Annotated in this window: 16 protein-coding genes; 6 read left to right on the top strand and 10 right to left on the bottom strand. The window is 32.0% G+C overall.

The window, feature by feature from the left end:
- Positions 1 to 38: 38 nt before the first annotated feature.
- Positions 39 to 908 carry a Cof-type HAD-IIB family hydrolase gene (locus ABID96_RS04890; protein ID WP_192601075.1) on the bottom strand — a complete coding sequence of 290 codons (870 nt, stop codon included), beginning with the start codon at positions 906 to 908 and terminating at the stop codon, positions 39 to 41.
- A 139-nt stretch (positions 909 to 1,047) separates the two neighbouring features.
- The gene (locus ABID96_RS04885; RefSeq protein WP_192601074.1) at positions 1,048 to 1,401 is read right to left on the bottom strand and encodes a YlbF/YmcA family competence regulator; all 354 of its coding nucleotides are present in this window, start codon (positions 1,399 to 1,401) and stop codon (positions 1,048 to 1,050) included.
- A 262-nt stretch (positions 1,402 to 1,663) separates the two neighbouring features.
- Here ABID96_RS04885 and ABID96_RS04880 point away from each other — a divergent pair, with 262 nt between their 5' ends.
- From ABID96_RS04880 to ABID96_RS04855, 6 genes are all read left to right on the top strand, one after another.
- The gene (locus tag ABID96_RS04880; RefSeq protein WP_192601073.1) at positions 1,664 to 2,758 is read left to right on the top strand and encodes a YheC/YheD family endospore coat-associated protein; all 1,095 of its coding nucleotides are present in this window, start codon (positions 1,664 to 1,666) and stop codon (positions 2,756 to 2,758) included.
- 18 nt (positions 2,759 to 2,776) lie between these two features.
- The gene (locus ABID96_RS04875) at positions 2,777 to 3,862 is read left to right on the top strand and encodes a YheC/YheD family endospore coat-associated protein (protein ID WP_192601072.1); all 1,086 of its coding nucleotides are present in this window, start codon (positions 2,777 to 2,779) and stop codon (positions 3,860 to 3,862) included.
- A complete protein-coding gene (locus ABID96_RS04870; RefSeq protein WP_192601071.1) occupies positions 3,862 to 5,217 on the top strand; it encodes a YheC/YheD family endospore coat-associated protein in 1,356 nt (451 codons plus the stop codon). The genes ABID96_RS04875 and ABID96_RS04870 overlap by 1 nt, the downstream gene beginning before the upstream one ends.
- Positions 5,214 to 6,401, top strand: a complete 1,188-nt coding sequence (locus ABID96_RS04865) for a YheC/YheD family endospore coat-associated protein (protein ID WP_192601070.1) — start codon at positions 5,214 to 5,216, stop codon at positions 6,399 to 6,401. Before ABID96_RS04870 ends, ABID96_RS04865 begins: the two co-directional genes overlap by 4 nt.
- 257 nt (positions 6,402 to 6,658) lie before the next feature.
- Positions 6,659 to 7,582: a PucR family transcriptional regulator gene (locus ABID96_RS04860; protein ID WP_192601069.1), complete on the top strand. Its 924-nt coding sequence runs from the start codon at positions 6,659 to 6,661 to the stop codon at positions 7,580 to 7,582.
- Positions 7,583 to 7,714: 132 nt separating this feature from the next.
- Positions 7,715 to 8,812, top strand: a complete 1,098-nt coding sequence (locus tag ABID96_RS04855; RefSeq protein ID WP_192601068.1) for an ABC transporter ATP-binding protein — start codon at positions 7,715 to 7,717, stop codon at positions 8,810 to 8,812.
- A 46-nt stretch (positions 8,813 to 8,858) separates the two neighbouring features.
- Here ABID96_RS04855 and ABID96_RS04850 read toward each other — a convergent pair whose 3' ends face one another.
- From ABID96_RS04850 to ABID96_RS04815, 8 genes are all read right to left on the bottom strand, one after another.
- On the bottom strand, positions 8,859 to 9,110 hold the full coding sequence (locus ABID96_RS04850) for a hypothetical protein (protein WP_377896695.1): 252 nt from the start codon (positions 9,108 to 9,110) through the stop codon (positions 8,859 to 8,861).
- Between the two features lie 77 nt (positions 9,111 to 9,187).
- A complete protein-coding gene (locus tag ABID96_RS04845; RefSeq protein WP_192601066.1) occupies positions 9,188 to 9,391 on the bottom strand; it encodes an alpha/beta-type small acid-soluble spore protein in 204 nt (67 codons plus the stop codon).
- Positions 9,392 to 9,539: 148 nt separating this feature from the next.
- Positions 9,540 to 10,274: an amino acid ABC transporter ATP-binding protein gene (locus ABID96_RS04840; protein WP_192601065.1), complete on the bottom strand. Its 735-nt coding sequence runs from the start codon at positions 10,272 to 10,274 to the stop codon at positions 9,540 to 9,542.
- Between the two features lie 15 nt (positions 10,275 to 10,289).
- Entirely contained in the window at positions 10,290 to 10,985 is a 696-nt protein-coding gene (locus ABID96_RS04835; protein WP_192601064.1) for an amino acid ABC transporter permease, read from the bottom strand.
- Positions 10,972 to 11,769, bottom strand: a complete 798-nt coding sequence (locus ABID96_RS04830; protein ID WP_483301325.1) for an amino acid ABC transporter substrate-binding protein — start codon at positions 11,767 to 11,769, stop codon at positions 10,972 to 10,974. The genes ABID96_RS04835 and ABID96_RS04830 overlap by 14 nt, the downstream gene beginning before the upstream one ends.
- Positions 11,770 to 11,919: 150 nt before the next feature.
- A complete protein-coding gene (locus ABID96_RS04825) occupies positions 11,920 to 12,108 on the bottom strand; it encodes an HlyC/CorC family transporter associated domain-containing protein (RefSeq protein WP_377896693.1) in 189 nt (62 codons plus the stop codon).
- On the bottom strand, positions 12,065 to 12,787 hold the full coding sequence (locus ABID96_RS04820) for a CBS domain-containing protein (protein WP_377896692.1): 723 nt from the start codon (positions 12,785 to 12,787) through the stop codon (positions 12,065 to 12,067). Before ABID96_RS04820 ends, ABID96_RS04825 begins: the two co-directional genes overlap by 44 nt.
- 318 nt (positions 12,788 to 13,105) lie before the next feature.
- Positions 13,106 to 13,768, bottom strand: a complete 663-nt coding sequence (locus ABID96_RS04815; protein WP_192601061.1) for an oxidoreductase — start codon at positions 13,766 to 13,768, stop codon at positions 13,106 to 13,108.
- Positions 13,769 to 13,883 lie beyond the last annotated feature (115 nt).

The following is a 13,883-nucleotide window of genomic DNA, read 5'->3' as shown; positions in this document are numbered from 1 at the left end:
TTCCAATGAATACATCTCAATGAAAACCAGGCTACATGTTATTTTTCAATTTTCAAATGTGATTTTAGGAATGGAAGTGGGAATTGTTTTCTAAAATGCTCTTTGATCATATATGGTACACCATTTTGATCATTTGAACGTGTAATCCAATCAGCCACTTTTTTAATTTCTACTGGTGCATTAGACATCGCAACACCTAACCCAGCATGCTCAATTAGTGGTAAGTCACTGTAATTGTCACCAATAACAACCATTTCATGATAGGATACTCCTAGATGTTCACCTAAACGTTTTAAACCAGAATACTTTGAAATGCCTTTTCGAACGATTTCAATTTTCTTCTCTTCATCACTTAAACAATCCAAATGTGGATATTTTTGATTAATTTCTTTTTTAACTTTATTTTTTTCTACTTCATCTGAAAAATGACATTCTATTTTTAATGGAGAAATTGAATTCTCTAGAATACTATCTGAGAGAGATTCAACGAATTGAATTGGATAAAAAACAGGGTCTGCGTTATTTAAAACTGCTTTTGCCACTAAATTAGACTGCAATTTTTTTCTATTTCCGATCGAAAAATGTTCGTGAGACAAACGTATATTACAATCATATTTTTCTAATTTCTTAACGATATCATAAGCTTCTTCTTCTTCAATTCTCTTTTCAAAGAATGGTTCGTCAAGTTTAGAAGAAATAAATGCACCAGAGTGAGAGACTAATAAGGAAGGAATTTTCAAAGCTTTAGCTATTTTTTTTGTTGCTTGGAAATTTCTGCTTGTAAATAATGTTACATATATACCTTTGTCTTGAACATATTCGACTGCTTCCTTAGTTTCTTTAGTGAGCTTTCCATTTGATTGTAATAATGTCCCATCTATATTAATTGCAAGTAACTTATAAATCATTAAGTTCTCCCCCATTTCACCAAGAATACCGATATTCAAAGATATGACATGCTTACATTAATTAGAACACATAGTAGTTTGTTATTATTTCCAATTATCATAAAAAAAAGACCCCAATGTCATGGAGTCTATTACTACATTATCGATTTAAACTACTATATAAATCTTCTAATGGTTTCATGATAATTTTATTTAAATCTTGAATGACTAAGTTCATTCTTTGTTCAGCTTGCATTAAATTTGATATTAAAGGATTTTGTGAAACCTTTGCCATAAGCGCTTGAGCTTGTGCACTTTCTTCTGGAGAAATTTGTGCTCCTTGCATCATTTTTTGCTGCATTGTCATTTGAAAGTTTTGAAACTCCGAAAATAAAGGCTTAGCATTTGGATCAGCTAATATTTGTGCATATAAAGATTGTAGGTTTTTTAAATCTGGGTGCTCATTTAGAGCATTTTGTAGTGAATATGCAATATCATGAATGTTTACTGTCATATTTCTAACCTCCTATACTTTGTATCTAACACTATAGCAAACATTCTATTATATGTCAGTTTTTCAGGTATAAAACTATTTATTCTTTTCTTAGTAACTACATTTTTATTGACTCTCTAAAATAGAAGATTCTACTACATATTCATTTTATGGACTTGTTTTACATAAAGAATTCAATTCATTCTTGAAAGAAAAACATTCACCAACTAGGCGGATATCACATATGATACAACGATAATAATTTTGGAAAGGAGGAGAATCATTGCAATCTTTTCCTAAACATTCAAATCCACAATCGTTTGTGATCGTAACAGATACTGTAAATGAAAAATCCATACAACCTCTTGGCACCATCACGAGCCTTTGTGAAGAGTTTACTGATTTATGCGAAGAGCATGAAATGAATTTCTATGTTACTACGTTTCAAAGGCTTATTAGCAATGAATTAGTTGGATATAAGCGGAATGAAAATGGCTGGTTTTTAACAGAAGTAAATTCCCCTTCTATTATTCACAACAGAATCCATTCGAGAAAATTAGAACGCTCTAAAGAGTTTAAGCAATTGAGTTCTGCTTTATCAAATCAAAATATACCATTCTTTAATGCTCGATTTTTAAATAAACTTGAAGTTTTTAAGTCCTTTATCGAATCACCGTATTTAAAACCTTATGTGCCATATACAGAAGAATGTATTTCTGAAGATCAATTAAACACATTTTCACAAAAATATCAGAACATTTTTATAAAGCCAATCCATGGTAGCCAAGGGCGAAATATTTTTAAAGTAACAAAAGAAAAAGAACATTATCTATTGCAAAATAGTCAAAATGCAGATGAGGAAAAACAATTTGATACGATACATCAACTATTTCAAACAATTAAACCGCAATTAAAAAGAAGAACTTATATCATTCAAGAAGGCTTGCCTTTAATTCTGAAAGATCATCGACTCGTTGATTTTCGCTTTCTTTGCCATAAAAATAAATTTAACAAATGGGAAGTAACCTCTACTGTTGCAAGAATTGGCCATCCAACACAGTTCGTTAGCAATATAGCTCGTGGTGGTGATCTTGAAAAAATAGATGAATTTCTAAGTCAATACTTGCCAAAAAAAGAGAGAATTCACTTTAAAAAATTACTTACTGAATTAGCAATAGAATGTTGTAAATGCATAGATATATCCTTTGATGGATTATTTGCTGAGTTTGGGGTGGATCTTGCTATAGATGAACAATTTAACCCATGGGTAATTGAACTAAATTCTAAGCCTTCAAAGGACTTACAATTAGTAGATCCACTTCATAAAATAAGACCTTCAACAAAAGCTATTTTTTCGCTTGTTCAATCATATTTATAAGTACAAGGAGTGAAGAAGATGAGAATTGGATATTTATCTCTGAAAGAAAGGCAAGAAGGTGAATACGTTCAGTATATGGCAAAGGAAGCAAGTAAACTTGGATATGAATTTGTACAATTTACACCATTTAGCATCCAACCTTCTACTGAAGATATTGTGGGTTGGAAGTATATCCCTGAAACAGAACAATGGGAGAAAACATCTTTTGAAATTCCTAATTTTATATATGATCGTTGTTTTTATTCTCCTAATGTAAAAAGTAAGCAAGCAAAACCAATAGTAGATTGGCTAAAGAAACGTAAAGATATTACTTTTTTAGGCTACGGTCTTCCTGGAAAGTGGGAAACTTATCAAGCCATTTCTACTGATGAAAGCTTAAGTCCTTACATTCCTAAAACGAAGAAATTGTTACACCTAGCTGTATTTTTTGAAGAGTTAAGAAAATCTCGAAGATTAGTGATTAAACCAATTCATGGTTCTAGAGGAATTAATATATATTTTGTGACTTTAAATGCCTATTCGATTAGTGTATCAACTCAAAAGCAAAAAGAAGTGATTGAGACGGTATATGAAACTCGAGATGAATTTTTTGAATGGTTACAACCAATCGTTGAATCTAAAGGTTATGTTTATCAAAGTTATTTGGATTTAAAAACGAAATCACATGAAGCTTTTGACTTACGAATACTTTTACAAAAGAACGAAAAAGGGAATTGGGATACAGTAGGAAAAGGTATTAGAGTAGGTCAGCCTAATTCAATTATTTCCAATTTGAGTGGAGGAAGTAATGTTCAACCATTTGATGAGTGGATTAAGCAATTCAACCAAAGAACTGCATTAATATTGCAGGAGGATATTGAAACAATCTGCAATCAATTACCGCTTGTACTAGAGAAAAACTTTCTTCCTCTATTTGAAATCGGCTTAGATTTAGGAATTGATTCTAATCAAGCTGTATGGATTTTAGATATAAATTCCAAACCAGGCAGAAAAGTATTACTTCAATCCGATCCTTCAATTCAACATAAACTTTATTCAGCACCAATTCAATATTGTCTCCATCTACAATCTAAATCTAAAAATGAAAGAAGTGAAATCAAATAATGAATGATGTTGTAAAAATCGTTACACATCGACAGAGTAAAGACTTAGTCTGTGTACCCGAAGCATTAACTTCAACTAGAAATATTGAATATATAGCATTTGGTCAAAAAAAGTACCCTTGTCAACTCGTCACGATGAATACACTTCATGATGTCATTTCAATCTCTGAACAGTTAAAAGAAATGTTATGTATTCCATTTGAAGGAAATATCGAACCAATTATTATTGGAGATACACTTCAATTAGGCCCTTTAATTGGGATTTTTACAGCTGGCTTTACTGAATCACTACTTCGACCGATTGGTGATCGCAGTTTTATGTTCGCAAACTTAATGGCAGAAAATAATTCGCAAAACAGCTTTATTTTTATATTTGGAATGCATGGAATTGATTGGGAAACTGAAACAATTCAAGGCTACTTTTTCACAGAAAAAAGATGGGTTAAAGAAGTTGTCCCATTTCCAACTGTAATTTACAATCGTCTACCAAATCGAAAAATTGAGGAACATAAATTAATTAAGAAAGTTCGCAATCGACTTGAAACTGAGTATAAAATTCCTTGGTTTAATCCCGGTTTTTTCAACAAGTGGGATTTGTATGTTAAGTTGAAAAACGAAATATCAGTGAAACATTATCTCCCAGTAACGGAAAAGTTTAATAATTTAGATACAATTGAGCAATTACTCTCTCAGCATCAATTCGTCTATATAAAGCCTGAAAATGGTAGTTTAGGATCAAAGGTTATTGTCATCCGTTACCACCGCGAGGAAGATATTTATTATTGCCGCTATAGAGAAGACGGAGTAAATAAACTTCAAAAATTCTCATCGCTTAATGTATTGATTAATCGTGTATTTAGAAAAACCAAACTACATGATTTTATCGTCCAACAAGGTATTTCTTTAATTCGTTATGAACATCAACCAGTTGATTTCCGAGTTCATACAAATAAAGATGCTCAAGGCAAATGGCACGTAACTGTCATAGCTGCAAAGGTAGCTGGTAAAGGAAGTACAACGACGCATTTAAATAATGGCGGACGTGTTAAAACACTTGATGAAATATTTGAAAGCGATAAAGCAAAAAGAATACATGATAAATTATCTTTAGCTGCACTCAGAATTAGCGAAGTGTTAGACAAACAATTAGAAGGCCATATAGGAGAAATTGGGTTTGATTTAGGTGTTGATAAAAACGAAACAGTGTGGTTATTTGAAGCGAACTCTAAACCTGGGCGTTCAATCTTTACGAATCCACATTTCCGAGAACATGACAAAACGATTAAAAAGTTATTTTTGGAATATGCAACGCATTTGTCTAAACAAAGCACTAAGTCCAAGGTTACGATAAAATGACTTCAGTTTTTTATAATCTTGAATCAAATACATGGTCCCATAATGAAATTGATCGCCCTAAGGTTACGCTCGGTCATAATCGCTTATTAATTAACCACATTTCAATTCAAGATCAAGGCAAAAGCACCATAACATTTCAAGTTAAAAAAAATCAGCAACACTTTGGCCCAATTATTGGTATTTTAACAAATGAAGATCGTTTCCCATTTAGTGGCAATATTAAAACCTTTAAAAGAATTTGCAAAAAAATTATGAACGAAGGTGGCATCCCAGTTATCTTTACACCATCTGCATTTTCTGGGACCTCCCTTAAATGTTATACATTTTGTTTTCAAACAAAAAAATGGCTTGAATTATTTTCACCTTTGCCAGATGTCATTTATAATCGCATACCATCCGTTCTATATGAATCCAATGAACAATACAAACAATTTCGGAACAAATTATCAGAGCTTAATATTCCTTTTTTCAATGAATCCTATTTATCTAAAATCGGAACAATGTCACTCCTCTCATCTGATAAGTTTTTATCAAAATATATACCTGAAACGATTGATTTAAAAACGGAAGAAGACCTTCGCATATACTTAAATAAATGGAATTGCATCTACATTAAAAAGCACCATTCCGCAAAAGGATTGGGCGTATTTAAAATTTCATTATTAAAAGATAATACAGTGAGTATCAGAAATGCATTTCACGTTGAACTGATCAAAGAGCTAAAAGATTGTTGGAAATTTCTAACCTCTATAAGGGAGCCCTATATATGTCAGCAAGGGATTAATAGCAAATTGCCTGATGGTAGGAAATTTGATTTAAGAATCCTAGTTCATAAAAAAGACAAACAATTTATCATTTCTGGTATTGGGGTAAGAGTTGGCACACCTGGTGGAATTACTACCCATGTCCCTAGAGGTGGAAGCATCATCCCCCTTGAAGAGCTTCCTATTCAATTAAATGAACAATTACTTCAAAAGATTGCTCAACTCACTGGAGAAGCGCTAAACCAGCAACAAGGTCATTTCTATGAATTCTCTATGGATATTGGACTTCATAATGGTCATTATTATATTTTTGAAATCAATTCGAAACCAATGGTGTTTGATGAAGTTGAAATTAAAGAAAAAGGCATGGAAAATTTAATACATCTATTTTATGAACTTTCAAACTTCAAACCATATTAACTTATAAAGTTTCAGTTTGTAGAGAAATACCTACACTAAGAGATTCAGACTGATTGAAAACGCTTGTCTTTCGAGAAGCAAAGACGGATGAGGAGCGGAGTTACCTTAGACGGTAATGAGCACCGCAAGCAGGCGAAGCAACGAAGAAAGCGAGCGTTTGTCAACAGTCTGGAACCATAGTTACGTGCTATGGTTTCTTTTTTATTCTCAACAACAATGATAAAATGAAATGAAAGAATGTGGAAAGGTACATAAATATGATTGAAAAAATAATAAATTTATTTGGAACGAATTCTGTATCTGTTATACCTGATGAAAACACATACTTAGATTACGCTTGGTTTCTCACAGATCACCAAGAATTATTTGGCATTAAAAACGTAAGAATTCAGGATGAACAAAAAAAGCTATTATCTGGAATATTCACGGCATTAGATACAGAAGCCCTCTTCATTCCTAAAATCAATAATGGATGGTTTGACTACTTATTTAATGATAGTGAAAAGAATCCATTTACTGATGAAAATGAAGCGAAATTGCCAAGCTCCGTACGTTTTATCCATTTTAATAGCAAACAATTTTTCTCTAATAAAGCAGAATTTGAAGAAGCTATTTTGGCATTTTTCCATAAAGAGATCATCATCATTTGGTCTTCTGCTAGAGAAGGTGTCATTATAGAAAAAATAAACGATCAGCCAATCATGCAATCCTATCTTGAACATATGCAAGAAACAATTGCCGCTGACTTATATCACGATGTTACTTTTTTTGTAGGGAAATGTTATGCTCCTCTTACCGAATTGCAACAGGCATTTGAGATTGAACAACAATGTTTTAAGAAGGCATTAAAGTTTAATAAACAGAAAAGTGTACTTTGGTTTTCAAAAGAAATGCTCCATTATTTTTTGTCTTTTATTCCAGAAAATTTAAGAAACGTACTTCCTAATATTTTGTTAAATGATATGACATTAAATGATCAAACACTTTCAACTGTCAAAATTTATCTTCAACATAATATGAATGTAACAGCAACAGCAAAAAAAGCATTTCTTCATCGAAATACAGTTCAATATAGACTAGATAAATTTTCTGAACAAACTGGAATTGATTTAAAGCATTTCGAAGATGGACTAGTTATTTTTTTGGCGATTCAATTACTTGAATTACGCGAAATGTCTTAATATAAGCCTCATTTGTGCAATATGTACAAATGAGGCTTGTATTTTTTGTAAACGTTTACTATTGTTAGAAAACATTTTAATCTGTACAATCTAATTAATGAAACCGATTTCACAATTAGGAGGAAACGAATCATGGCAGAATTAAAATTAGATCATATTTTCAAAATTTATGATAATAACGTAACAGCAGTTGAAGACTTTAATCTTCACATTCAAGATAAAGAATTTATTGTTTTTGTAGGACCATCAGGTTGCGGTAAGTCTACTACACTTCGTATGATCGCTGGTCTAGAAGATATTTCTAAAGGTGATTTTTATATCGATGGTAAGCGTGTTAACGATGTTCAACCAAAAGATCGTGACATCGCGATGGTATTCCAAAACTATGCACTTTACCCACATATGACAGTTTTTGATAATATGGCATTTGGTTTAAAATTACGTAAATTTGATAAAGCTGAAATCGATCGCCGCGTGAAAGATGCAGCTCGTATTTTAGGTCTAGAACAATACTTAGATCGTAAACCAAAAGCTCTATCTGGTGGACAACGCCAACGTGTTGCTCTCGGTCGTGCTATTGTACGTGATGCAAAAGTATTCTTAATGGATGAGCCATTATCTAACTTAGATGCTAAATTACGTGTAGCAATGCGTTCAGAGATTTCTAAATTACATCAACGTCTTCAAACAACAACAATCTATGTAACACATGACCAAACAGAAGCAATGACAATGGCAACAAGATTAGTTGTTATGAAAGATGGTATCATTCAACAAGTTGGTACACCTAAAGAAGTATATGACAAACCAGAAAACGTTTTCGTTGGTGGATTCATTGGATCTCCTGCAATGAATTTTGTAAACGGCAAATTAGAAGATGGATACTTTAACTTAGCTAGCAAGAGAATTGCAGTTCCTGAAGGTAAAATGAAAACTTTAAGAGATCAAGGTTATATCGGAAAAGACATTATCCTTGGTGTTCGTCCAGAGGACTTACATGACGAGCCAGTTTTCTTAGAAGCTTCTCAAGGTACAATTCTTGATTTAGAAATTGAAGTTGCAGAGCTTTTAGGTGCGGAATCAATGCTCTACACTAACTTTGAAGGTCATCAATTAGTAGCAAGACTAGATGCACGTTCTAGCTTTACACATGGTCAAATCATCAAGTTAGCAGTAGATATGAATAAAGTACATTTCTTCGATAAAGAGACTGAATCTCGTATTCGATAATAATTAGTAAAACAAATAACGCAGTACCATTTATATTGGTACTGCGTTATTTTATTTTATTGATTATTTTTAAGAAGCCTTCATTACAATCTGGACAATTAAACATGTGAGTACAATATTGATTTGAATTTTCTGTTGTTAACCCATCTGATTTAGCAGAAATATCGTAATCCATATAAGGACTGTATTTATCTTCATAATCAATTGCTCTTCCTTGATCATCACACGAATTTTCACAAATTGGGCAAATTACTTTTAATTGTTCAATTCCATTACAAAGCGGGCATATTCCTTCCATCATCATACCTCCACTATGTATAACTCTTTTCATTAAGAAAGGATGGAGAAGAATCTCCATCCCTATATCCATAATTATTATTTTGAATATCCACCTAAGCTTTGTTCAGCCATTTGAACTAAGCGTTTAGTGATCTCTCCACCTACAGAACCGTTAGCACGTGCAGTTGCATCTGGTCCTAAGTTTACACCAAATTCAGAAGCGATTTCATACTTCATTGAGTCTAAAGCTTGTTGAGCTCCAGCTACTACTAATTGGTTGCTACTGTTGTTGTTAGCCATCTGTGTCTCACCTCCTTAAGTAAGTGTAATGATAGTATGACTCCAAACCGATTTCATATGTATTTAAAGACGATGTAAATTTTGGAAAATGAATGTAAAGAAAAAATGGCAAAAAAAAAGCACTAGATTTGGCTCTAGTACTTTCTAATTATTGAATCAATCGTAAAAATTGCTTTGTTCGATCTTGTTTTGGTTTTTCTAATACTTCACTTGGATGACCTTGTTCAATAATATAGCCGCCATCCATAAATATGACTTCATCTGCAACATCTCTAGCAAATCTCATTTCATGCGTTACAACAATCATTGTCATTCCTTCTTCTGCTAATTCCTTCATCACCTTTAAAACTTCTTGTACAAGTTCAGGATCTAATGCAGAGGTTGGTTCATCAAATAAAATGACAGTCGGTTCAAGTGCTAATGCTCTTGCAATACCTACTCGTTGTTGCTGACCACCTGATAACTGATGTGGCAATAAGTTGATTTTATCTTCTAATCCTACTTTAATCAGTAAGTCGGTCGCTTTTTTCTTCGCAACTTCTTTGTTAACTTTTTGTACTGTAACTAAACCTTCCATCACATTTTCAAGTGCAGTTAAATGAGGGAACAAATGATGTTGCTGAAAAACCATACCTGTTTTACTTCTTAAAGATATAATTTCTTTTTTAGACACGTTATTTGAAAAATCAATTGTTTGATCATCAATTGTTATTTTACCGTTATTAGGTTGCTCTAGCACATTTATACATCTTAAAAATGTCGTTTTTCCTGAACCAGAAGGGCCAATAATTGCGGTTACAGTCCCTTTCTTAACATTTAAACTAACATCTTTTAATACTTCTAATTCACCAAAACGTTTTTGAATATTTTCTAACTTAATCATAACTCTCTTCCCCCATTATTTTGCAACATATCGTTCAACACGTGCTTCTAATCGTCCTTGGATGATTGATAGGAAGAAGCAAATAATCCAATATATAAATCCAGCTTCAGCATATACTAATAAAAATTTATAGTTAACTGCTGCGATTTCTTGAGCAGTACGAAACATTTCAGTAACTAAAATTAATGAGGCTAATGAAGTGTCTTTCACTAAACTAATAAAAGTATTAGATAACGGTGGTAATGAAACTCTAGCAGCTTGAGGAATGATAATTCGTTTTAGGGTTTGATTATATGTCATACCAATTGAATAAGCAGCTTCCCACTGCCCTTTATCAATAGATTGGATAGAACCACGTATTATTTCAGATGCATACGCGCCAACGCTTAATGAAAAACCAATAATCGCTGAAATATAAGGTGATATTGTTAATCCAATTGATGGCAGACCATAAAAAATTATAAATAGTTGAACTAGTAATGGCGTTCCTCTAATGATTGAAACATACACTCTTGCAATAGCATTTAAGAATTTATTACCTGATAGACGGAAAAGCGCAGTAATAAAGGCCAAAACTAATCCTACGATAAAAGTAATAATCGTTAATGGAATAGTTCCTGTTAAAGCAGTTTTAACCATTGGAAGGAAAGATTCCTTCACAATGGTTATTGAGTTGCTCCAGTCTTGTTGTAATATACTACTTAGTACCATCTTTACCAAACCATTTAGTTACGATCTCATCATACGTTCCGTCTTCTTTCATTTCATCTAACGCTTTATCAACTGCTTTTACTAAAGAATCATCATCTTTACGGAACATAAATCCACTATCAGACGCATCAGCTTCTAATGCAGCAATTTTCACTTTAGTGTCGCCAGTTTCATTTAAGTAATTTTGAATTGATAATTTATCATTAACTGTCACATCAGCACGGCCAGTTTCAATTAATTGGATTGCTTGGCTAAAGCCTTCTACACCGATTAATTTAGCACCATATTTTTTAGCAATATCACCATAGTTACTTGTTAAAGATTGTGCTGCTGTTTTCCCTTGAATCTCTTCTAATGCTTTTATGTCACTATCACTTTTTACAACTAAAGCTGCAGATGACGTAATATATGGCTGTGAGAAATAATAATCTTTTTCACGTTCTGGTTTGATACCTACTTCATTTGCGATCATATCAAAACGTTTTGCATCTAAACCTGCAAACATTGCATCCCATTGTGTTTCAGAGTATTTCGCTTTTACACCTAAACGTTTAGCAACTTCATTTGCTAAATCAACGTCAAAACCAGTTAATTTTCCATCTTTATCGTGGAATGTGAAAGGTGCATATGTACCTTCAGTTCCAATTTTTAATTCTCCACTATCTTTAACTTGTGTTAATAAATCTTTTCCTTTTGCAGAATTGTCTTCTTTATTTGAATTGCAACCTGCCATAAAGCCTGCCGCTAAAACTATTGAACCTAATGCTAAACCAATTTTCTTAATTTTCATTTTTAAATCTCCTTAACCTTATCGGAATTATTTGTTTTAAATATATTTCATGTATAGCGAAATTACAACAAAAAACTACTATAAAATTATTATTTTTATTTTCTGCTTTTTAATTCTAACTTTTTTAAATGAAAAACTCGGTTCTTAAGAACCGAGTTTACTTTGCAAATTTTGCTTACTAATTTTAACAATAACACTCTGAATTCTTCTATTATGAATTTCATTTATTATGAAAGTTAAGTTTTTATATTGTAGTGTTTCTCCTATACTTGGAACATGTTTGAAACATTCAAAGATCCATCCACCAAGCGTTAAATACCGGCTCTTTGGCATGTTCATTTTTACAATATGGAAAAAAATTAGATAAAGACATAGAAGCCTGGAATTGATATTCATATTCGTTAACCTGAATAAATTCATTATTTTCGAGTTCATCAAACTCATCTCGAATTTCTCCAACCAATTCCTCTAAAATATCCTCTAAGGTGACAATTCCTGATGTTCCCCCAAATTCATCAATAACAATTGCTAGATGGCCGTTCTCCTTTTGAAGCATTGTTAAAACAGTTGATATTTTCATTGTCTCCATAATAAAAATTGGTATCCTGATTAACTTTCTAATATCAACTTCTTGTTCCTGAAGTAAACTCGTTAAAAATTCTCTTTCAGACAATATCCCAATAATATGATCAATATCCTGATCGTACACTGGAATCCTCGAATAACGCTCATTAAGAAAAATATCTCGGACCTTATCGACAGTTTCATTCACATCAATTGCAACCACTTTTGTGCGGGGTGTGAGTATGTCATTAATTATTTTTTCCTTAAACGTTATAGATCTTAATAATAATTCATCTTCATACATATTTATTTCATTCTTTTGAGTGATATATTCCTGAATTGATTGTTGTCGAGTTTCCAATATATTACTATCATCTTCATTCAAATTATCTTTTTTAAAGAGGCGAAAAAAAGCCAGTAATCCTTTTCCCGAGGGAGCATCTGCCAAACACTTCACGCCCTTAATATGAATTTTTGAAACTTAAAAATGTCGACAATCCTTTACAAATATTTAATTAATATGTATTCATGACAGGAAAAATTATGCAAAAAATTTCCTCTTACTTTCTAAGTAGCAAGAGGAAAAAAATGAGGTTTAGTACGAAACAATTTAATAATAAGATGATTATGATTCATTTCGCTTACATTCTGAAGCGATCAAATAATCAAGCTTATGTTTATATTTTATAATAAAATGTACGATAATTTTGAAGTAAAATGTTACCTTTTTGTGAATAAAATCACAAGTCGTAATTCTTCCCAATCCTTAGGTTCTTGAAATACTCTCAATACTATTTGATTCAATAATCTGTTCACCTTTTCTACCACTTATTGCACTATTAATCATAGCTTTTGCAACTGTTTCTCCTTTAATTGGTCTATATTTCTTAAATGGTCCAGAAAATATAAATGGCATGATTGTTGAAATTTTTTCGGCCACTTTTTCCCCTAATCGTACTTCTTTTCTTTCACCTAATAATAACGACGGTCTAAATATAAACAGTCCTGAAAAGTGCAATGCTCTTATATCTCTTTCAACTTCACCTTTTACTTTGCTATAAAAAATATTAGAATGACTATTTGCTCCCATTGAGCTAATCAGAAGAAAGTTTTGCACATTTGCCTTACTAGCTAATTCGGCGACTTTTAATGAATAATCATAATCTACTTTCCTAAAATTTTCTTTTGTTTTCGCTACTTTGATCGTTGTTCCAAGACAGCTAAATACATCATCCACTTGAAAATATTGCTCGTATTCTTCTAGATGATTAAAGTTTACAATGATTTCCTCTAACTTCTCATGTGTTAATCCACTGCTTTTCCTAACTAGAATTGTAATTTTTTCATACCCCTCATTTAGAATCAATTGATTTACTACATTTTTACCAATTAAACCTGTCGCACCAATAACCATCGCTTTTCTTTTCATATATGTACCTCTTTTTTATTTAGTCACTAATCGGTTTCTTTGATTTATCTTTTAAAAAAAATTTGCTATGTTATGAAACTTATTATAGAAATCTTTACAGTTCCAATCAAATAAA

Origin of the sequence: Gottfriedia sp. OAE603, assembly GCF_040543965.1 — a bacterium.
Lineage (GTDB): Bacteria > Bacillota > Bacilli > Bacillales > Bacillaceae_G > Gottfriedia > Gottfriedia solisilvae.
This window is presented reverse-complemented; position numbering and strand designations above follow the sequence as displayed.

What these genes read in the sequence shown, in the direction of transcription:
- ABID96_RS04890 (WP_192601075.1), bottom strand. Translation starts at nt 908, where the DNA reads ATGATTTATAAGTTACTTGCAATTAATATAGATGGGACATTATTACAA.
- ABID96_RS04885 (WP_192601074.1), bottom strand. Translation starts at nt 1,401, where the DNA reads ATGACAGTAAACATTCATGATATTGCATATTCACTACAAAATGCTCTA.
- ABID96_RS04875 (WP_192601072.1), top strand. Translation starts at nt 2,777, where the DNA reads ATGAGAATTGGATATTTATCTCTGAAAGAAAGGCAAGAAGGTGAATAC.
- ABID96_RS04870 (WP_192601071.1), top strand. Translation starts at nt 3,862, where the DNA reads ATGAATGATGTTGTAAAAATCGTTACACATCGACAGAGTAAAGACTTA.
- ABID96_RS04865 (WP_192601070.1), top strand. Translation starts at nt 5,214, where the DNA reads ATGACTTCAGTTTTTTATAATCTTGAATCAAATACATGGTCCCATAAT.
- ABID96_RS04860 (WP_192601069.1), top strand. Translation starts at nt 6,659, where the DNA reads ATGATTGAAAAAATAATAAATTTATTTGGAACGAATTCTGTATCTGTT.
- ABID96_RS04855 (WP_192601068.1), top strand. Translation starts at nt 7,715, where the DNA reads ATGGCAGAATTAAAATTAGATCATATTTTCAAAATTTATGATAATAAC.
- ABID96_RS04850 (WP_377896695.1), bottom strand. Translation starts at nt 9,110, where the DNA reads ATGGAAGGAATATGCCCGCTTTGTAATGGAATTGAACAATTAAAAGTA.
- ABID96_RS04845 (WP_192601066.1), bottom strand. Translation starts at nt 9,391, where the DNA reads ATGGCTAACAACAACAGTAGCAACCAATTAGTAGTAGCTGGAGCTCAA.
- ABID96_RS04840 (WP_192601065.1), bottom strand. Translation starts at nt 10,274, where the DNA reads ATGATTAAGTTAGAAAATATTCAAAAACGTTTTGGTGAATTAGAAGTA.
- ABID96_RS04835 (WP_192601064.1), bottom strand. Translation starts at nt 10,985, where the DNA reads ATGGTACTAAGTAGTATATTACAACAAGACTGGAGCAACTCAATAACC.
- ABID96_RS04825 (WP_377896693.1), bottom strand. Translation starts at nt 12,108, where the DNA reads ATGCCAAAGAGCCGGTATTTAACGCTTGGTGGATGGATCTTTGAATGT.
- ABID96_RS04815 (WP_192601061.1), bottom strand. Translation starts at nt 13,768, where the DNA reads ATGAAAAGAAAAGCGATGGTTATTGGTGCGACAGGTTTAATTGGTAAA.